The 20,003-nt window shown below is 48.8% G+C and carries 20 protein-coding genes; 15 read left to right on the forward strand and 5 right to left on the reverse strand.

The window, feature by feature from the left end; translation table 11 throughout:
- Nucleotides 1–58: 58 nt before the first annotated feature.
- From SK3146_RS00685 to SK3146_RS00735, 11 genes are all read left to right on the forward strand, one after another.
- Complete coding sequence (locus SK3146_RS00685) at nucleotides 59–1,036, forward strand: phosphotransferase family protein (RefSeq protein ID WP_249863248.1); 978 nt, start codon at nucleotides 59–61, stop codon at nucleotides 1,034–1,036.
- Between the two features lie 329 nt (nucleotides 1,037–1,365).
- The gene (locus tag SK3146_RS00690) at nucleotides 1,366–2,391 is read left to right on the forward strand and encodes a molybdopterin-binding protein (RefSeq protein WP_249863249.1); all 1,026 of its coding nucleotides are present in this window, start codon (nucleotides 1,366–1,368) and stop codon (nucleotides 2,389–2,391) included.
- The gene (gene moaA, locus SK3146_RS00695) at nucleotides 2,357–3,382 is read left to right on the forward strand and encodes a GTP 3',8-cyclase MoaA (protein ID WP_249863250.1); all 1,026 of its coding nucleotides are present in this window, start codon (nucleotides 2,357–2,359) and stop codon (nucleotides 3,380–3,382) included. The genes SK3146_RS00690 and moaA overlap by 35 nt, the downstream gene beginning before the upstream one ends.
- Nucleotides 3,383–3,735: 353 nt before the next feature.
- Nucleotides 3,736–4,776, forward strand: a complete 1,041-nt coding sequence (locus tag SK3146_RS00700) for a hypothetical protein (RefSeq protein ID WP_249863251.1) — start codon at nucleotides 3,736–3,738, stop codon at nucleotides 4,774–4,776.
- Complete coding sequence (locus SK3146_RS00705; protein ID WP_249863252.1) at nucleotides 4,763–6,934, forward strand: molybdopterin oxidoreductase family protein; 2,172 nt, start codon at nucleotides 4,763–4,765, stop codon at nucleotides 6,932–6,934. Before SK3146_RS00700 ends, SK3146_RS00705 begins: the two co-directional genes overlap by 14 nt.
- The gene (locus SK3146_RS00710) at nucleotides 6,931–7,494 is read left to right on the forward strand and encodes a 4Fe-4S dicluster domain-containing protein (protein WP_249863253.1); all 564 of its coding nucleotides are present in this window, start codon (nucleotides 6,931–6,933) and stop codon (nucleotides 7,492–7,494) included. Before SK3146_RS00705 ends, SK3146_RS00710 begins: the two co-directional genes overlap by 4 nt.
- 27 nt (nucleotides 7,495–7,521) lie before the next feature.
- Nucleotides 7,522–8,058 (forward strand): Rieske 2Fe-2S domain-containing protein, encoded by a 537-nt coding sequence (locus SK3146_RS00715; RefSeq protein WP_249863254.1) that lies wholly within the window; start codon nucleotides 7,522–7,524, stop codon nucleotides 8,056–8,058.
- Between the two features lie 183 nt (nucleotides 8,059–8,241).
- On the forward strand, nucleotides 8,242–9,756 hold the full coding sequence (locus tag SK3146_RS00720; RefSeq protein ID WP_249866135.1) for an MFS transporter: 1,515 nt from the start codon (nucleotides 8,242–8,244) through the stop codon (nucleotides 9,754–9,756).
- A 2-nt stretch (nucleotides 9,757–9,758) separates the two neighbouring features.
- Nucleotides 9,759–10,091: a hypothetical protein gene (locus tag SK3146_RS00725; protein ID WP_249863255.1), complete on the forward strand. Its 333-nt coding sequence runs from the start codon at nucleotides 9,759–9,761 to the stop codon at nucleotides 10,089–10,091.
- A gap of 7 nt (nucleotides 10,092–10,098) precedes the next feature.
- Nucleotides 10,099–10,389, forward strand: a complete 291-nt coding sequence (locus tag SK3146_RS00730; RefSeq protein WP_249863256.1) for a hypothetical protein — start codon at nucleotides 10,099–10,101, stop codon at nucleotides 10,387–10,389.
- A 76-nt stretch (nucleotides 10,390–10,465) separates the two neighbouring features.
- Nucleotides 10,466–10,693 carry a hypothetical protein gene (locus tag SK3146_RS00735; protein ID WP_249863257.1) on the forward strand — a complete coding sequence of 76 codons (228 nt, stop codon included), beginning with the start codon at nucleotides 10,466–10,468 and terminating at the stop codon, nucleotides 10,691–10,693.
- Between the two features lie 79 nt (nucleotides 10,694–10,772).
- On the opposite strand, the gene SK3146_RS00740 is transcribed toward SK3146_RS00735, so the two are convergent.
- Nucleotides 10,773–11,765 carry an acyltransferase family protein gene (locus SK3146_RS00740; RefSeq protein ID WP_249863258.1) on the reverse strand — a complete coding sequence of 331 codons (993 nt, stop codon included), beginning with the start codon at nucleotides 11,763–11,765 and terminating at the stop codon, nucleotides 10,773–10,775.
- A gap of 237 nt (nucleotides 11,766–12,002) precedes the next feature.
- On the opposite strand from SK3146_RS00740, the gene nirB reads away from it, so the two are divergent.
- Nucleotides 12,003–14,453 (forward strand): nitrite reductase large subunit NirB, encoded by a 2,451-nt coding sequence (gene nirB / locus SK3146_RS00745; protein WP_249863259.1) that lies wholly within the window; start codon nucleotides 12,003–12,005, stop codon nucleotides 14,451–14,453.
- A gap of 21 nt (nucleotides 14,454–14,474) precedes the next feature.
- A complete protein-coding gene (gene nirD / locus SK3146_RS00750) occupies nucleotides 14,475–14,825 on the forward strand; it encodes a nitrite reductase small subunit NirD (protein ID WP_249863260.1) in 351 nt (116 codons plus the stop codon).
- Nucleotides 14,826–15,034: 209 nt separating this feature from the next.
- Here the strand turns inward: nirD and SK3146_RS00755 are convergent, their stop codons facing one another.
- Nucleotides 15,035–15,382 carry an ADP-ribosylglycohydrolase family protein gene (locus SK3146_RS00755; RefSeq protein WP_249863261.1) on the reverse strand — a complete coding sequence of 116 codons (348 nt, stop codon included), beginning with the start codon at nucleotides 15,380–15,382 and terminating at the stop codon, nucleotides 15,035–15,037.
- Nucleotides 15,383–15,459: 77 nt separating this feature from the next.
- Between SK3146_RS00755 and SK3146_RS00760 the strand changes: the two genes are divergently transcribed.
- Both SK3146_RS00760 and SK3146_RS00765 read left to right on the forward strand, forming a co-directional pair.
- Nucleotides 15,460–15,996 carry a DUF6431 domain-containing protein gene (locus SK3146_RS00760; RefSeq protein WP_249866136.1) on the forward strand — a complete coding sequence of 179 codons (537 nt, stop codon included), beginning with the start codon at nucleotides 15,460–15,462 and terminating at the stop codon, nucleotides 15,994–15,996.
- Between the two features lie 37 nt (nucleotides 15,997–16,033).
- Complete coding sequence (locus tag SK3146_RS00765; RefSeq protein ID WP_249863262.1) at nucleotides 16,034–16,438, forward strand: helix-turn-helix domain-containing protein; 405 nt, start codon at nucleotides 16,034–16,036, stop codon at nucleotides 16,436–16,438.
- Here SK3146_RS00765 and SK3146_RS00770 read toward each other — a convergent pair.
- The 3 genes from SK3146_RS00770 to SK3146_RS00780 all read right to left on the reverse strand — a co-directional run bounded on the left by SK3146_RS00770 (nucleotide 16,360) and on the right by SK3146_RS00780 (nucleotide 19,962).
- Complete coding sequence (locus SK3146_RS00770; protein WP_249863263.1) at nucleotides 16,360–16,779, reverse strand: GNAT family N-acetyltransferase; 420 nt, start codon at nucleotides 16,777–16,779, stop codon at nucleotides 16,360–16,362. The two genes, SK3146_RS00765 and SK3146_RS00770, sit on opposite strands and share 79 nt — an antisense overlap.
- 123 nt (nucleotides 16,780–16,902) lie before the next feature.
- A complete protein-coding gene (locus SK3146_RS00775; RefSeq protein ID WP_249863264.1) occupies nucleotides 16,903–18,018 on the reverse strand; it encodes a hypothetical protein in 1,116 nt (371 codons plus the stop codon).
- Nucleotides 18,019–18,336: 318 nt separating this feature from the next.
- Complete coding sequence (locus SK3146_RS00780) at nucleotides 18,337–19,962, reverse strand: extracellular solute-binding protein (protein ID WP_249863265.1); 1,626 nt, start codon at nucleotides 19,960–19,962, stop codon at nucleotides 18,337–18,339.
- Between the last annotated feature and the right edge of the window lie 41 nt (nucleotides 19,963–20,003).

A 20,003-nucleotide genomic window follows, 5' to 3' on the forward strand; every position in this document is an offset into this window, starting at 1 on the left:
TTTGGCAGCCGTTTATGTATGATGATTGTAAATCCAAATTCAGGAAGGAAACAGGCTATTGAAAAAAAATGATGCGCCGCCTATTGATCTGGTCGAACAAATCGCAAGCGAAAGTCTCAATAAGACAGTAAAAACGATAGAACGAGAATTAAGGGGAGTTTCTACCTATGTTTATCGCGTGCAACTCGAAGATCGTACCGTTTATCTCCGAATTCTCCCGGAGGAAGACTGTAGTTTTGCGGTGGAAGTGCAGGTGCATTCTTTACTGAGGGAAAAGGGAGTCCTTGTTCCCGAGGTCATCTTCTTCGCTCCCCATCAACATATCTCAGGGATGTCATTCATGATCGTCGGTGAAATCCCCGGAGAAAACGTTATCAATTGCGGCTCGAAAGACATTTATCATGGCATACTCGTTCAGGCGGGAAAACAAATTGCGGTTATCAATCAAGTAAGCGTGGACGGTTTTGGTTTCGTTAAGAGGGGGAGGGAAGAAGATGCGCGGCCCTTGCAGGGGCCAAAGAAATCGATGCATGATTACCTCTATGAAGTTCTTGAGGAAGGGCTCGTATTATTATCGGAGAATGGATTCAGTCGGAGGGATGTCTTCCAAATCAGCAGCCTATTCGATGCGGGAGCTGATTTGATGGGAAGGCACGGTTCTTGTTTAGCTCACGGCGATTTTGACGATGATCATATTTTCCATTATAACGGAACATTTACGGGGATTATTGACTTTGGCGAAATCCAGGGAAGCAGTCCGCTGTATGATTTGGGGCATTTCAAATTGCATGATGGACAGTATAATCAGATTACTCAGGGATTCCCTTCCTTGGCAATGGGGTATAACGAAGTGGTAGAGCTTTCGGATGATGACTATACCGAAATTGACCTTTGGGCATTGTGGATCGGCGTCGGAAGGCTAGCGCGGAAATACAAGTACAATCGTCGAAATAGCAAGGGGAATTGGGGCCGTTATCATGACCATCTGTTGAAAACGGTAAAGATTGAAATGGAACTGCTCGCTAACAAAATATAGCAGGTGAATGACGACGATGTGGAGATTCGCTGCGGCCGCGGCGTCTTTGTCAGCAGGAACAATTCCCCTGATGCATACGCTATGATGAACTTTGTAATGGCTTGCGGTAAAAAACCACTTTGAAACTAATGATCACAAAACTCAAAAGATTTCCTTAGCGACATACCGGTTTAATGCAGGGATTCGTTATAAAAAGATAGACGATTAGGGAATAATTCGGTTATCTAATAAACTAAATATTCGCGGCAGTGACGAGGATCACATCTCTATCCGTTGCAAAGCTTTATGATTCAATCAACGACATCGGGCTTACGAAAGGATCTATACCTATGATAAACAGAAGCGGCAGGTTTGCCCGAAGGGCGGTCAAGGTGGATCAGGCTCAGCATATGATCATGCAGCATGTACAGAGGCTAGGCAGCGAGTATGTGCCTCTGGAATCATGTCTGCTTCGAAGAACCTCGGAAGCGTTGTATGCGAAGGAATGCATGCCGCATTTTCGCAGATCGGGGCTGGACGGGTATGCGGTTATGAGTGCAGACGCTGCAAGCGCAGCTCCGCAGCAGCCCGCGCGGCTGCGGGTAATAGATGAAGTTCCTGCCGGGAGCGTTTCGGATAAGCAGGTCGAATCCGGGACGGCCATTCGCGTAATGACGGGCTCGGCTGTGCCCGAAGGGGCTACTGCTGTGGTGATGTTTGAGCAGACTGAAGAATTTCAAGAGGATGGACAAGTTTTTATCCATATTAAACATAACGTTTCTTTTGGACAAAACATTGCCAACATTGGCGACGAGGTAGCGATCGGCCAACTGCTTATGGGGGCCGGCACCCGCATCGGGCCAGGACAGATTGCGCTGCTTGCTTCGCTGGGCCATGACAAAGTCCCTGTCATACGCCGGCCGCGTGTCGGCGTATTAACGACGGGAAGCGAGCTGAGCGATGTCGGTCAGCCGCTTCTGCCCGGGAAAATCCGCAACAGCAACGCCTATATGCTCGCGGCTCAAATCGGGCAGTACGGCGGACTTGCCGTTCATTATGGAACTGCCCCGGACCGCATCGATCAAGTTGCCCGCATCATTCGGGAGGCTGTACAGGAATGCGACATGCTGCTTGTCAGCGGCGGCGTGTCGGTCGGCGATTATGATGTTATGGCCGAATTTTTTACGGTTGGCAGCGGCAGCGGCGAATTGGAGCTGCTCTTCAATGCGAACTGTCAGATCCGAATCCCCTCAGGCTCCAAGGGAGTAAGCGCCGGCCAACAGGTGGGGGTTATCCCGCTTCCCTATGAAACGACGATATACGGAAAGGGAGGAGCCATCGATGGAACCGCGAGACTACCCGACTGCACCGGTTGACGCTCTCGGAAGGCCGCTTCGGGACTTGCGCATATCCATAACGGATAGGTGTAATTTTCGCTGCCGTTATTGTATGCCGGAAGAGATATTTGGAGCGGACTTTCGCTTTCTGTCTGAGGAGAAGCTGCTCAGCCTGCCGGAATTGGTAAGGCTGACGCAAATATTTGTCTCGCTGGGCGTCGAGAAAATCCGCATTACAGGCGGCGAGCCGCTGTTAAGAAAAAATATCGGCGACATCATCTCCCGAATCCGCAGTATCGAGGGCGTTAAGGACATTGCTGTTACAACTAATGGATCGCTGCTTAAGCAGAAAGCGCAGCAATTAAGGGAAGCGGGACTGGAACGCATCACCGTGAGCCTGGACAGCCTGAACGACGAACGATTCGGCAGGATGAACGGAAGGGGATTCCCGGTCCGGACCGTGCTTGAGGGCATCGATGCCGCGGCTTCAGCCGGGTTATCCGTAAAGATCAATATGGTCGTTCAAAAAGGCGTTAACGATCAAGACATCATTCCTATGGCCCGGTACTTCCGCGAGCGCGGGCACACGCTAAGATTCGTCGAATTTATGGACGTTGGGAACAGCAGCGGCTGGAATCTGCAGCAGGTCGTGCCCAGCAAGCGGATTATCGAAATCATTCATGCCGACATGCCGCTTGAACCGGTGGCGCCGAACTATTATGGCGAGGTCGCGACGCGTTACCGCTACCAAGGAACACATACGGAGATCGGCTTGATTTCTTCGGTAACGCAAGCTTTTTGCGGCAGCTGCACGCGGGCCCGTCTATCTGCGGAGGGGCATTTGTATACGTGCTTGTTTGCTTCGGATAAAACGGATTTGCTGAGTGTAATGCGGGCCGGCGCCAGCGATGATGAAGTAAGGCAGCGGATCGTTCAAGTATGGAGCGAACGTCAGGACCGTTACTCGGAAACGAGACTCGCGCAGACATCTCCTAGGCGCATGGTAGAGATGTCCCATATCGGCGGATAGAAATAAGGTTTTCAATAGCAATTCCAGCAGAGCCTCTGGCGAGTGTTGAAGCCGGGGGCTTGTTTTTTTGCTGCCGATTTGTGAAAACAAATGAGATTGATTTTCAAAATGTGAGGGGGATCACAATCCCCTTGGATTCGCTGAGGTATATTGAATAATGACATGGGCCTGATCGCTCGCGTATTCGCCTGGTAGCTGCTTCCAGTGACTTCGGCGAGAGGGCCGGGGCAGCTGGTCATTTGCTGAGTCTTTTCGATATTAAAGGGCTCACAATGACTTTTATCACGGAGGACGGACGGCCGCTCATGGTTTAATACAAACATCAGGTCAATAAGCGAGGGAGCAATGATAACATGGATCGAGCATTCGCATCAAAATTTGCCAAATGTGTGTTCCTCACCGTATGCGGTTTAATTATTCTGATGGGCATTGGATCAAGAATGTTCACACACGTGGATTTGGCTTTGTATGGGTACATGGTAGGTACCGTTGTTTTCGTCGGAGGTTTCTTTTATCGATTTATTGCATGGGGAGAGCGGCCGCCGACCAAAATCATTTTGAAAAAAGGCATCAAGCTGCTGTTCCGCAAAAGCACGCCGCAGACTGCAACGGAGCATCTGATTACTTACCGGTTTATATGGAACCGAGGCTGGTACCGTTGGACGCAGCACGTGCTGCTGGGCTGGGGCTGTATACTGTCCGCCTTCGTAACCTTTCCCCTCGTATTCGGCTGGATGTACTTCACGATGAGCGAGAACGGAACGTACACCGTAGTCGGCTTCGGGATCGACATTATGAAGATTAAAGCGGACGGCATGCTCGGATTTCTGTTCTACAACGCTTTGAACATTACGGCGTTCATGGTCATAGGCGGCGTATGCATGGCTTTGTACCGCAGAATCAAACATATGCAGGCCCGCGCCGAGCAGACCTTGATTTACGATTTTCTACCGCTGTATATGCTGCTTTTTGTAAGTATCACGGGGCTGCTGCTCACATTCTGCAATATTTTCCTTCACGGGTACGGACATTCGGTTGTGACGCTGATTCATCAATGGTCCGTGATCGTAACGCTGATCTATATACCTTTCGGAAAATTGGCGCATATCCCGTTCCGTCCGATGAGCGTATTTGCCCGAAACTATCGCGAGCATTACGCCGAGCAGGCAACCAAAAGCTGCAAGGTATGCGGAAACGGCTTCGTATCGGAGGAGCAGTCCAATGATGTTATCGCTGTGCTGAAAGTAAACGAGATCGAATTCAAAACCGAAGAGGGCTACCACTTGGCCGAGCTGTGTCTGCCATGCCGCCGTAAATATAGAATGTCTCGTTTTACCGGAATACCTACGCATCAGATTCACGTGAAGGAGGCTAACCAGAATGCCAAAGGATAAGTTTTTTAAAGTCATTGCCAATAAACAGCACCCGAACGAAGAGCTGGTGCCGACACATTGCTCCTACTGCGGCATGCAGTGCGGCATGAACCTTCGAGTCGATAAATCGACCAACAAGATTATCGGCGTTGAGCCGCGATACGACTGGCCTGTTACACTCGGCAAGATGTGTCCGAAGGGCGTAACGGCTTACCAGCAGACGAACCATGATGACCGGCTGCTGCGACCGCTGATCCGTGACGACGCAAGTCTCAAAGGAACGAAGGAAGGCTTTCGTGAAGCCAGCTGGGATGAAGCTTATGCGTTAATCGTGAACAAATTCCAAGAGCTTCAAGGGAAATACGGTAAAGATTCGCTATCCGTATTCAGCGGTGTCTCGATGACCAATGAAAAATGCTATCTGACAGGGAAATTCGCCCGGGTTGCTCTGCAAACCCGCTACATCGACTATAACGGCCGGTTCTGTATGTCAAGCGCAGCCGCAGGTTTTCTTCGCAGCTTCGGAGTAGACAGAGGCTCGACGCTCCCTTGGACGGATCTGCATGAAACAGATTGCTTGTTCATCGCCGGAAGCAATACGGCCGAATGCCACCCGACCTCCATGTTCCGGGTATGGGAAGTACAGAACCGCGGCGGCTATCTGATCGTAGCCGATCCCCGCGAGACGCCGATTGCCCGCCGCGCGGACGTTCATCTGGATCTGCGTCCCGGCACAGACTTAGCGCTGGCTAACTGCATGCTCCACCTGCTCATTCAAAACGGTCACGTTGACACTGAATTTGTGCGTAATCACACCAACGGCTTCGAAGAAATGCAAGAGGTCGTGAAAAAATTCACTCCTGCATATACCAGCGAAATCACGGGAGTCGCGCCTGAGAAGCTCATTCGGGCAGCCGAAATTTACGGCAAAGCGCCGAACGCCGTCGTCATGTTTGCCCGCGGGATTGAGCAGCAGCACAAGGGAGCGGACAACGTTTCGGCCTACACCAATATGTGCCTGGTGACCGGCAAAATCGGCCGTCCGAAATCCGGCGTGGCGACGTTCACCGGGCAAGGAAACGGCCAGGGCGGCCGAGAGCATGGGCAAAAGTCGGACCTTCTGCCCGGTTACCGCAAGCTGACCAACCCGAAGCATGTAGAAGAAGTGTGCAAAGTGTGGGGCATCGCGCCGGAAGAAATGCCTCAGCCCGGCGTATCGGCATACGAGATGTTCGAGCTGATGGAGCAGAAGACGATTCGCGGATTGTATCTGTTATGCTCCAATCCCGCCGTTTCGGCGCCGAACCAGAATTATGTCCGCGCAGCGCTGAAGAGTCTGGATTTTATGGTTTGCGCAGACATCTATCTGTCGGAATCGGCGGAATTTGCAGACGTAGTGCTTCCGTCCGTTACTTGGTCGGAGGATGAAGGCACCGTGACCAATCTGGAAGGGCGCATTATTAAAATCAATAAGGCGCAAGAGCCTATAGGCGAGTCCAAGCCTGATTGGCTGATCGAGGTAGAATTGGCGGAGCTCCTCGGCAGAGGGCAGTACTTCCGCCATCTCAAGACAGCTAGAGACGTAGCCGACGAATTCCGTCTAGCTTCCAAAGGCGGCTATGCCGACTATTACGGAGCGACTTGGGAGAAGATAGAGAAGCTGGACGGTGTCTTCTGGCCTTGCCGCAGCGAGGAAGATCCGGGTACGCCGCATATGTTCCTGGATCATAAGTTCTACCACCCGGACGGCAAAGCGAAGCTATGCGCGCTTCCTTACAGACCGCCTGCCGAGGAGCCTTGCGATCAGTATCCGCTTCGGCTGACAACGGGCAGGGTTGTTTATCACTACCTGTCGGGGAATCAGACGAGAAGAATTCCATTCCTGCGGGATATGTGCCCCGAGCCGTATGTCGAGGTTCATCCGGAGACGGCAGCCAAATATAACATTCAACACGATGAAGTGGTTCGTTTATATACTCGGCGCGGAGAGGCGTTTTATAAGGTTAAAATTATTGAAGCGATCCGTCAGGATACTGTGTTCGTTCCTTATCACTTCGGACATGAGCAGTCTATTAATCTGCTTACCATTCCGGCGCTGGACCCGATGTCCAGAATGCCGGAATTCAAAGCCTGCGCGGCCCAGATCGAAAAGCAACCAGAGAGGATAAATGTCCGATGAAACAACATTTATATATCGAAATGGACAACTGCATCGGCTGCCGCAGCTGTTTGGCTGCTTGTACCCAATGCGGAGGCCACGATCAAAGGAACCGCAACTACGTATATGACGTGAATCCGCTTGTCACGCGACAGACGATCCCGCTGATGTGCTTGCACTGCGTAAATCCGGCTTGCGCCCGAAGCTGTCCTGCGCAAGCTATCCAGATAACGGAGGAGGGCGCAGTGCTCTCGGCTCTGGTCGAGAAATGCATCGGCTGCCAGAACTGCACCATCGCATGTCCTTACGGCATTCCGAAATTCGATGAAGAGCAAAACTTAATGTATAAATGCGATCTTTGCTATGACCGCACGAAGGAAGGAATCCCGCCGATGTGCGCCTCGGTTTGTCCGACGAACACCTTGCAGTGGCTGACGGAAGAAGAGCTTGCTGCCAAGAAAGAGCAGCATCGGTTAGGGAAATGGACGGCCAGCCATGAGCTCCCCGATCCTCTTGAAGGGGAAACGAATGTGAAGATCAGCCTTCCGGGCATTCTGCAAGGGAAGCAAAAATTGTTCTAATCTATTTTGGTATTGGAGTGAGGCTGTATGGAACAGGACAACAAGCGCGATAATAACCATAGTCCTTTTAATGAGGATAATTATACCCATAATATACGCAAAAACAACGAACGAAAGCTGGATCGCCGCAGCTTTATGAAGACGCTGGTCGGGGCGGCGGGGGTCTTCGCCGTTTCTACTCTTCCATGGGGAGCGCTTGCGGCTAAAGAACTGACCGGCCTCAAGAAGAAACCGTATCAGCCGCTAAAGATTGCCGATATCCGATCGCTCAGAGTGGGGGACGCCGTTGAATTCGCGTACCCTGGCGAACACGACTCCACGCTGCTGATCCGGCTGGGCGAGAATGAATACAAAGCTTATCAGAATGCATGCACGCATCTGAAATGCCCCGTATTCTGGAGCAAAGAACAAAGCGAAATGGTATGTCCGTGCCATCACGGCATATTCGATGCCAGAACAGGCGCTCCAACCGCCGGACCTCCGAGAAGACCTTTGCCCGAAGTGCTGCTCAAAGAGGATCAAGGCGCGATCTATGCGATAGGAGTGAAGCGCTATGAAGCGTAGCTATGTAGGGGTGCTCCTGCTTTGCGTCGTGTTGTTTCTGAATATTATCTGCACGCAGAAAGCCGTGAATGCGTACTTTTTTGAACAGTATCGTACGGTTATTGTATATGCAATTTGCAATATATTATTATTTCCATTCGCTATTTGGATTTATCGACGGGAGTGTAATTCTCAATGAATACGATGATAAAAAAAATACAATTGCCGCTGCAAACCGTTAACCTGGTGCTTGGCTTCATGGTTTGGGTCATACTCTCATCTTTGATGCCGTTTATTAAAGAATCGATTTCATTGACGCCTTCTCAGCTTACATGGGTAACTGCCATTCCCGTATTATTCGGCTCTGTTATGAGGGTGCCTGTAGGGTACTGGACCAATCGGTACGGAGCACGAAAACTATTTGCCATCAGCTTTATTCTTCTGCTGGCTCCCGTGTACTGGGTCAGTCAGGCCGACTCTTTCACGGACCTGATTATCGGCGGATTCTTCTTGGGGATCGGCGGAGCCGTATTCTCCGTAGGAGTAACTTCTCTGCCTAAATATTATCCGAAAGAAAGACACGGTTTCGTTAACGGGATTTACGGGGCGGGTAATGTGGGTACCGCGTTGTCGACATTCGGCGCGCCGATCGTCGCCGACCATTTGGGATGGTCCAAAACCGTCATGCTGTACAGCATCCTGCTTATCATTATGGCGGCTCTCAATTTTTTCGCAGGCGACCGTAAAGAACCGGCCGTAAAAACGTCCCTCGTCGAGCAAATTAAAGGGGTATCGGGCAACTCCAAGCTTTGGTTCTTATGCTTATTTTACTTCCTTACCTTCGGTTCTTTCGTTGCGTTTACCGTTTATTTGCCCAACTTTATGGTCAGCAGCTTTCATTTGACCAAAGTGGATGCGGGCATGCGTACAGCCGGATTTATCGTTCTTGCAACGGCTATGCGGCCTATCGGGGGATATCTGGGAGATAAATTTAACGCTTTCAAAATTCTTATCTTTGTTTTCGCCGGGTTAACCGTTTCCGGAATTCTGCTTTCTTTTGCTCCGTCGATGACCTGGTATACGATAGGATGCCTGACGATTGCGCTTTGCGCAGGCATAGGCAACGGGACTATTTTCAAATTGGTGCCTATGTATTTCTCGAAACAAGCCGGTATTGCCAACGGTATCATATCGGCGATGGGCGGCCTGGGCGGTTTCTTCCCGCCGCTTCTGCTTACATTCCTGTTTAAACTCACAGGCCACTACGCCATTGGCTTCATGGCTTTATCCCAGGTGGCTATGGCAAGCTTGATTCTTATTGTGTGGATGTTCTATCAAGAAAAGCTGGGTCTGTCGTCCAAAATCATCGAAAATACGGTTGAAGGCATCATGGTTACCGATACTAACGGCAATATCCGCTCGGTGAACGGGGCATTTACTCAGCTTACCGGTTATGAATCCGATGAGGTCATCGGCAAAACGCCAAGCTTGTTGAAGTCAGGCAAACAAGACCGCCATTTTTACAATGCCATGTGGGATAGCATCCGCGCGCTGGGCTTCTGGCAGGGCGAAATTTGGAATCGAAAGAAGAACGGCGACATTTATTTGGAATGGCTCACGATTAGCGCGGTTAAAAATGATGCGGGAGATATCGTGTACTATGCCGGTATGTTCAGCGATATTACCAAGCAGCGGGGGCTCAAGCAGGAAGGAAGATGAGGATGCCTACAGAGTTTGCGTTGGACCTGTGCTTTATCCGGGAGCATGGGCAGCTTCCCTTGCCGACGCTGATCGACCGGGAGCTGCAAAAACTGTTTGCCGGAAGAGGGAGCTGGTATATCGATTTCAAGGTAAAGGAAGGTCTCGATATTGCGGTCGCTGAAGTCAAGGGGCTGGGGACATGGGAAACTGAGGATGAACTCCTTCAGTATATCGAAGAGAGCATGGAGCAGGACTCTGATTCCGCTGAAGACAGCTGGGAATATCTGCAAGGGTATCAAGTGAAAGTATGGCCAAAAATAGATGCAGGCTCCTGCCGCATAAAGACGAGGTGAATGCGAGATGAAATGGGAGGATAAGCTGTCACAATGGATGGGGTCCCAGATCGAGGTGCATATTGAGGATCAAGCAGGTCTTGATCCCGTTGCTCCTCCTAAAAAAATAACGCTGGAGAAAATAAAAATGACCGACAACAATGAATATATGCAAATCTATATGAACGAACATCAATTTCTGGCCATACCTATTCTAGGCGAGGACAGCACGAGCTTGGTCACAACAGACGACGGCGCAGTGCTCTGTTCCTCCGATGCGGCGGCGCAGCTTGTGTATAAGGTTTATTTCGGCGTGTAATCTTTATTTTTCCATACCTCCGTCCGGATAACTGCCGTCATTCCGGTGAAAATAGAAAAAAAGGGAGGTAGAGGAAATGGACTGCGATGAAACAGGAGCGAAGTGCGGCATAGATGCTGCTGAACTCAAGAACGAGCTGCAGAGGACTTTGGCCTATGAAACGGAATTGCTTCGCACCTATACGATCATGTCGGAAAGATTGCACAGTCGGGAGCAGCTCAGGGAACGGCTTCAAAATTTTGCGGAAGGAAACGCCAAGCGTTCCCGGCAGTTAATAGATGAAATCGAACAATTAAATTCGTAATTGGTAAGAAGGGACAGTCGCGATATCAGCGGATACTGTCCCTTATGCATGAGCGGATCGTTCAATTGGATGTTCGGCCCTAATGATGCGACAACAGCTTCTTCATCTTTCCTAGCAGCAGTTCAGGGTCCGGATGAATGAAAGGACGGGTCCATTCAGCTACTCTCCTGTGCGATAACAAAAGAGTCAAGATTAGTCCGGTTCCAAGCAGCAGCCACAAGTGTCCGAAATGTGCGGCGCCCCGGTATACGCCCGCCGCGGTAAGCAGCTTTAATGCCGCTCCATGCATCAGGAAGACATACACCGTCCGCTCGCCCCATTCCGTCACGATGCTTTTCTTATCCGTCTGCAGCAGCAGGAACGCAAGAGAAACTACGGCAGCGAGTGCATATACGGCGAGTCGGAACAATACCGCGTACCATTCAAGCATATTAAGCTCGGTATAGGTTCGGCTGCCGAGGAGCCAGCCCAGTTGAAGCCGGAAGATGCCATTGTAAAAGAGTGCAAGGAGCAAAGCAAGCACGGCGGCTGCCATAAGCTTTACCGAAACATGACGGGCAGCTTTGCGTAGGCCGGCCCCGTTATAATAATATCCGGCAAGAAAGAACGGAAAAAAAATAAATGTCCTCCCGGCGCTCAGCCAAAATCCATCGAAAGGCAAGTAGCCTATAAGCGCCCCTAGCAGAATGGCTGCGACAATCGGGTGCTTCAATTTGACAAAGCCGAGCAGCAGCAATTTCCAGAAAAGATGGCTCAGGAGAAACCAAAGCATCCAATAAGGCGCCCAAAACGAGTAGATGTAGCCTTCCGTATGAAAGCAGAAGAAATCTAGCGTCGAATAGATCGTTTGGAAGACGACATATTGTAAAAAGATTCTCATCAGCACTTGGAGATAATGCGGGTCCTCCGTAAAGCCTCTCGAAAAATATCCGGTCACAAAAACAAACACGGGCATATGGAAAGTAAATATCGTCAACACGACGGCATTTGCCCCGGAATCATGCGGAATGACCGGCATAAGGAGGTTTCCGAGCACGACCGTCACAATGAGGACGAAGCGAGTGTTTAGCATAAAGATATCATTTTTGTTTATTTCCGCTGGTCTGTTCATTTAAATCACGGCTTTCTTAAAGGATTGCAGGCATAAAGCCCGATGTCATATTCATTATACGTTGCACAAGCAGCAAGATATGTGATTGTTTTCACAATCAAGCAAAATTCGGCGGAATGATTTTTATCACACCATCCCGCGACGATCTATCCTATAATCAAGAGCAAGCTAGAGAGAGGTTATACAGGAGGGATTGGAATGGAGCGGCAGAGAAAAAAACTCGTTCTTATTGGGAATGGTATGGCTGGCATGAGTGTCATCGAACAGGTACTGAAGCTGACTGACCAGTATGAGATTACCGTGTTTGGCAGCGAGCCTTATCCGAACTATAATCGCATTCAGCTGTCCTATGTGCTGGAAGGCAGCAAAACGATAGACGACATTATTTTGAACCCAAGAGAATGGTATGAAGAGAACGGGATTGCACTTCGAACAAGCACTACGGTTACAAAAATCGATACGATCAATAAAAAAGTGTACGCGGACGGGCTTGAGCCGGCGGCTTATGATGCCCTCATTATAGCAACGGGCTCCAAGCCATTCGTTCTCCCGATTCCCGGGTCCGACCTGGCCGGTGTCATCGGATTTCGCGACATTCAAGACTGCGAAGTCATGCTGGATTCTGCAGCAACGTATCACAAAACGGCGGTCATCGGCGGGGGACTGCTGGGATTGGAAGCGTCCAAAGGCCTCGTGCAGAACGGCATGGATGTCACCGTTGTTCATTTGATGGACACGTTAATGGAACGGCAGCTGGACAAGACGGCGAGCGACATGCTGAAAGCTGAACTGGAGGCCCAGGGCATCAAATTCCGCATGAATGTGAAAACAAGCGAGCTAATAAACGACGGCAGCGGCCGGGTCGGCGGAATCCGCTTCGAAAACGGAGAGACCTTGGAGGCGCAGCTTGTGGTCATGGCCGCAGGCATCAAGCCCAATACCGATGTCGCGAGGGCCAGCGGCATTCAAACCGGTCGCGGTATCGTCGTCGATGATCTGCTTCGTACAAGCGCTCCGGACGTCTATGCGGTCGGCGAATGCTGCGAGCACCGCAATGTTTGTTACGGTCTTGTCGCACCGCTGTTTGAGCAAGCGACCGTGCTGGCCAAAGTTCTGGCCGGCCAAGATACGCAGCCGTATGAAGGTTCCTCCGTTGCAACCAAGCTGAAAATTTCCGGTGTAGACGTATTTTCCGCCGGCGAATTCCTGGAGAAACCGGAACATCAGGTGCTTACGCTCTGCGATTCCTGGAAGAAAACATATAAAAAGATACTCCTTCAGGAGGGTCGAATCGTTGGAGGCATCTTATTCGGCGATGTCGCACATGCCCAGAAGCTGACCAAGTGGGTGCGAACCAATGCCGTTTTGGATGAAGAGATTCATAGAGAGCTTTTTGGCGGCGGCGGAGGTTGCTGCGGCAAAGAGAATTCAATGCTTTCGGTAGCCTCCATGGACGACAGTGAAATCGTATGCGGTTGTAACGGAGTTACGAAAGGAACCATCGTTTCGTGCATTCAAAGCGGCTGTACAACAATCGACGCGATCAAAATGTCGACAGGGGCGACCCGCTCCTGCGGCGGGTGTAAGCCCGTTGTCGAGCAGATTCTGAAGTATGTGCTTGGAGACAATTACGACGGAGTTGCAGCGAAGAAGGAAGGCATCTGCGGATGTACGAAGCTTGATCGCGACGAGATCATCGCAGCGATCAGGGAGAAAGGGCTCACCCATGTGCGTGAGGTCATGCATGTTCTGAATTGGAGCAACCCGGAAGGATGTTCGAAGTGCCGGCCGGCGATCAATTACTACCTCGGTATGCTGCTGCCTGAAGAATACGAAGACGAGCCGGAATCGCGATTCGTTAACGAGCGATTGAACGCGAATATTCAAAAAGACGGAACCTTCAGCGTCATTCCGAGGATGTACGGAGGCGTAACGTCGCCTGAGGAGCTGCGTAAGATTGCGGATATAGCAGAGAAGTATCGAGTACCGATGGTGAAGCTCACAGGCGGCCAGCGAATTGATCTCCTGGGCGTAGATAAGGCGGATCTGCCGAAAATCTGGGAGGAGCTCGATATGCCTTCCGGCTACGGCTATGCTAAAGCGCTTCGTACCGTAAAAACTTGCGTTGGCTCTCAATTTTGCCGCTTCGGCACGCAGGATTCAATCGGGATGGGCATTGCCCTGGAGAAAAAATTCGAGCGGCTGAATATGCCGGCCAAATTTAAAATGGCAGTCAACGGCTGTCCGCGCAATTGCGCAGAATCGGGAATTAAGGATCTCGGAATCGTCGGCAACGATGGCGGGTGGGAACTCTACATCGGCGGTAACGGCGGAACGAAGCTGCGTAAGGGGGATTTACTCTGCAAAGTAAAGTCGGATGAAGAATTGATTGCGATCTCCGGCGCATTTATCCAATATTACCGAGAAAACGGCAAATACGGCGAAAGAACAAGCGAATTCGTAGAGCGAGTCGGGCTAGAAGAGATTGAGAACGCCGTCGTGAAGGATGCGGAGAACCGGAAGTTGCTTGTCCAAAGGGTAGAGGAGGCGCTTGCCCGCTTGAGCGACCCATGGCAAGCCGTATTGCACGATCATACACAACGCGATCAAATGTACGAAACGATACAAATTCCGGCGAAAGTAAAATAAAGGTACAGGAGATGGTTTACAATGGAGCTGAATACGCTGGAATTGCGATATGTCGAAATTGGCGCCTTGGCGCAATTCAAGCCGTTCATCGGCAAGGAGGTTCGGATCGGAGAATATAGCCTTGCCGTGTTCCGTACAAGCGATGGCAAGCTATTTGCGCTTGAGAATAGAACCCCGCACAAGAAAGGCGGACCCTTGACGGAAGCTATTGTCAGCGGACATGCCATATATTGTCCGCTGCGGGATTTGCATATAAGCTTGGAGGATGGCAAAGTGCTGGAGCCGGACACAGGCGAAGTTCAAACCTATCCTGTTGTTATTGAAAATGAAGTTGTGAAGATCGGACTTCCAGAAACTATTGCGTTGGGTTGAAAGAAAGAAAAACCACTTTATACGAGATACAATCCCAATGGTATAAATAAACGAAAAACGAAAAACGATAATAATTTCGAATACATGAGCACTTACAAGTATATGTGGGTGCTCTAAAATATTTTATTAATTGAAAGGTACAACAAAGGGTTTACTAAAGTCCGCCTTACATTTGCACAAAACCCGTATTTTGTACATATGTCTATAAATCATGAAAAGCTATGGCTGAGGGGTGTACCATTTGCAATCACCCTAGCAATGGAAATAGATTGTTCTGTATCGTCTGTTGTCTCCCCAAACCTCCATAGATAATGTTTTCCATCGTAACGAGGCATGACGGTATTTATAGCGCCGTGAAGTCCACTAATCCCTTCAGGAAACCATTCTTTTATTTCTTCGAACTTCAATGACTCTGTCTGTTTTCCAATAGCATCACCTATTGCTAAACCCTTGAATGTTGCCGCTGAAAGATAACGTCCAATTACTGACGGGATTGCCTGTCCGCGAGTTGCTGAATATAATGACCATATCACAGAAAAGGAAAAGGATGCCCCCATGTATGTGGGCCTGCGGCAACAGGCTCACGGGATGCATCCCCTACCCAACATGGTCATTGTATCAAAGTATGAGCTGGATGAGAAGTCACCCGGCGTTTTTCGTTAGATGTGCAGAAGTGGTCCCATCTCCCTGCTGTGGAGAAGCGCTTAGCGTCATTGGCAGCCGGAAACGGAAATTAGTGGATGAGGGCGGGGATTGCCGCCTGCTTGTCATTCGCCGGTTGCGTTGCATAGGGTGCCGGAAGATTCACCACGAGCTTCCGGATTGTGTTGTACCGTACAAGCGGTACGACTCGGCATGTGTGGAACAAGTCGTTTCAGTATCGGAGGCACCCTCCACAGTGGCAGCAGACGATGCTACCCTGCGGCGCTGGAAGATTTGGTTTCGGGAGCAAACCGTGTACTTGCTCGGATGTTTGAAGTCCATCGCCATTCGCTTTCACCAAGACCCTGTAGAGAAAACGTCCGTACCCTCACAGTCTGCACATCACCCCATCGGACACGTTGTCGGGGATGCCTCCGGCTGGCTGGCTCGAATTGTCCGACCCGTCGCCAATTCAAATTTGTGGCTACATACCCGTTCTGCATGTTTGTCCACCCCTGCCTTGCGGTAGACTCATCTCGAAGTCTACCAAGCGAGGTGTTGAATAGATGAAAGATCAGAAGAAAGCCGAAGCGATTGCATCGGAACGCGTACAGCTGTTGTCGCCGCTGCTCGCTGAGGGGCTTGACCCTGCTAGAGCTAGAGAGATCAAGCAGAGGATCTGTGAACAGACCGGGCTCTCTGAGCGGACACTGCGACGTTATTTGGCGAAGTATCGCCAGGGCGGTTTTAGCGGTTTACAACCCAAAGGCAAAGGGCGCCAGCCGGCAGAAGCGACCATTGCGCCAGAAGTGCTCGAGCAGGCCATTCTGCTGCGACGGGAGGTACCTGGCCGAAGTGTTGCGCAGCTCATTCAGATTCTGGAATGGGAAGGTCATTCATATACCATAACCCAATATTTTTCTTCTGGCTTACCTTCTTCAACAACTTTCTTCCAACCATTATTTTCATAGAACTTCATTGCCTTTTGATTCTCAGACACACACTTCAATCTTATTGGTTTATTCATTTTTTCTATGGAGGCATTAACCAACCGCCCACCAACACCCTTACCTGAGAAATCAGGATGGACAAATAAATTGTGTATAAAATTATCTGGCAAGTACAAAGAAGCAAATCCAAGAATTTTAGCATCTTCCTCTGCTAAAATTATATACTCTCCTACAGTATGCTTATCAAAATCTTCTAAAGTCATTTCTTCTATATCCGCCCAATAAAAACTTTTACGACGTGATTCTAAGTATATACATCTTAAAGCAGGGTAGTCTATTTCACTCGCTACTCTAATATTCATTTTCACTCTCACTTTCTTTTACAAAGATAAATAATAGCATCTTGGATGATCACATATCCGGCTAACTGCGGTGCACATTCAACTATTCGTTCGCCTTAGAGCGTAATAATCCGGCTCTCAGTACTAAACTTTACTTTTATAATAAGTTTCGAATTCAGCAACAGAGTCAAACTGGTTTAATGATACACCTTCTGCTTTGAGGTGATTCTCTAACTTTTCAATAAGCTGCAGAACGGCTATTCGCAACGGTTCAAAGTCGGTTGGATCCAAAAGCGCGACAAGATCTGGATACCCATAGCGAACGTAAAACTCACGATGCTCACCCAAGTCAACAAAACTAGGCCAACGTCCCTTTTCTGCAGCGTACAAAATTCGGGCTAGCCCATCTTGTACGCCAATTGCTACGAAGAAAGCTGTTTCGTAATGTTCTTTATCGCATGCGGTTAGCAGTTTGTTCAGCATTCCCCTTTCCTCTTCGTAATACCCCTCCATTCGTCTGCTGAAAGAGCGAATTTCTTCTCGTCTTTTTTGTCGCTCCGATATAAGTAGAAGCGTATCTCCAGTTAGTTTCTCACACGCTGATATTATTTCATTTGGAGTACGGCTGAACATAATGGTATCAAGGTATTGATCCAGTTGATCCGGCTTAATGGGGAGATTTCTGACTTGCTCGCGATAATGCCCCCAACTGCGCTTATAGTAAATTTGGTTCAAGAAGCCAAGCGACTTAAAAATGTTTGCCGCGATCTCTTGAGCCTGGGTTCGACAATAGACCAACTCCTTGTAGGCTTCGGTAAGCCGCATTTTAGCCAAGTTGATCAGGCAATCCTTTAATACGGATTCGGCTTTGCTGATCAAGTCAGCTGCTTTGGACTCACTGCACATGTTGGATATTATCTCACGGAGCCCCATGAACCTCGCAAGATCATCTTCTGATCGAACATATAACAGCTCACAGTCTGCAATAATCGTCGTGCTCCACTCTTCAGATGTTGCCATTCTTTCAGCACGTTCCCATCCGATTGGCCAGAAATCAAAACTTATACCGTCGATTATAAACTGGCACTCTACTTCTCTTCCTCTGGCCGTGGCCGGAATGAAAAAGAAATCCAAATCTGATCGTTCAGTCGCTCGACCCTGCAAATATGATCCGTAGTATCCGACAATGGCAACATCTTGAGGAAAATGGGTCTTAATATGTTTTACAATAATGTCAGCTACAGCAAAAACATCAACCATCAGATAACCTCCTTGTTGTACTTCAAGTTTTGGTAGTCATCCCGTAGAACATAAAAAATTATATATAGCGTGTGTATATACATTTTGAACCTCCCCTACAAATCCTCACTTTAGATGATTATATCAAATGCAAAACCTAATTTTTGGGAAACATTAATTTTAACTATTCAAATCATCAACGCAAAAAATGCTGCCAAGTTGTTCATTAACACGAAAAGCGATGGACAAATACCACCGCTATCTTGTACATGTTTTGCTTTATTGAAAAAAAAGAAACCGCTTCATAATGAAGCAGTTTCTAAATTATCAATTATCTGATTATTTACCATTCTGAGCCTTGTAATTCTTTATATATTCGTCTTGCACTGCCTGGCCACCCTGACTCATGTACTGTTGAACCAATGTTTTATACAGGCTATCCACTTCGGCTGGCTTAGCAACAATTAGTTTTGCAAGCATTTGAGCTGAAAGATTTTTAAGCTCTGTATTGCTTTTGGCATCCGCTGCATTCGGCAATGAATAGTAGTATGTAGTGTAGCTGTCCACCATACCTACCTTTAAAGCATTCTCTACATCCTTTTCATAACCGGGATATCCTGCAGAAATGGCTGCCGTATTCTTCTGCTGATCACCAAGTTCGATACCGTTTGAAAGTATATCGTAGTCGAGGTTGTTAGCAACAGTCATCATCTTATCGCCTGAATTGGTCGTTCCTGTCTGTTTGGGAACATCATTAACCATGTTGTAGTCCACGCCTTCCTGGCCGTTCTGGAGGAAGAGGGTTACTTTGGGATCAGCCATCCAGTTGAGGTACTGTATGGCAAGGTCAACATTTTTACTTGTTTTAGGTATAATGATATACATACCATTTGGGCTGTACACGTTCTTTGGATGTTTGCCTGCATCGTTCTGCCATGGATCGATAGGAATAAGCTGAGCGCCAGGAACGTTCTTGGCAAGGTTGGCATAGGTGCCGGGAGCTGTCCTGTACGGACCATCCCAGTTCGTCTGGAATGCACCGACTTTTCCATTGGAAATATCTGCGTCGAGCAGTTTTCCATCCTTGTCAGTTGCGAAATTTGGGCTAATCAAGCCTGCATTATACATCTTGTTCATATATTGAACCGCTTTATCAAACCCTGGCATATTCCAGTTTGTCAACCAGATCGATTGCGGCTGAAGCGTAGCAAACTGTTCTTCCGTAAGGCTAGATGGCTTAAAGGCTTCGGGTATATAGTTCAACCCTGGATTTGAAGGCTGCAGGGAAAAACCATAAGGAATGACTCCGCTTACATTTCCAGGATTCTTCTCTTTAAATGCAACCATGGTGTCATAGAATTGTTCCGGTGTAGTAGGAACAGGAAGACCCAGTTTATCGAGCCAGTCTTTACGGATAAACGTATTCGAACCTGCGAGAACAGTCCTCTTCCCCGGTATAGAAAATTGTTTGCCATTAAATTTGCCATACTTTAATACATCATCGCCAAGATACTTTGTAAGAGTAGGTCCATACTGCTTAAGAACGGAATCAAGCTCTGCCAAACCACCCTGCTGTACATAATTATAAACAACACCCTGGGTGTATGTGAAGGAAATGTCAGGTGCCTGACCAGATGCCATCAATACGTTCAACTTGTCTACTTCCTGGGCTCTAGGTACTGAAACAAAATTGACTGTGGCATTAAACTGCTTGCCGAAATTATCGTTAATATACTTGGTCCAGAAGTTATTATTCAAATCCGGCTGTCCGGGCTTGCCTCTGTCGAAGACTTCGACAGTTAAAGTACGATGTTCTTTTGAAGCGTCTGCTGTAGTGCCTGCTGCCGTGCCTGCCGTACCGTTTTGTGTGCCGCTTGACGAATTACTTGAACAAGCGGCCAATGCGGACGCGAATGTTAGCGCTACCAAAGAAACGCAGATAGATCTTTTTCCCTGTCCCTTCAAAGAAATCACTCCCTTTAGAATTTGTATTTAGCACATTTACT

Source organism: Paenibacillus konkukensis (assembly GCF_023523925.1).
GTDB classification, from domain to species: domain Bacteria; phylum Bacillota; class Bacilli; order Paenibacillales; family NBRC-103111; genus Paenibacillus_S; species Paenibacillus_S doosanensis.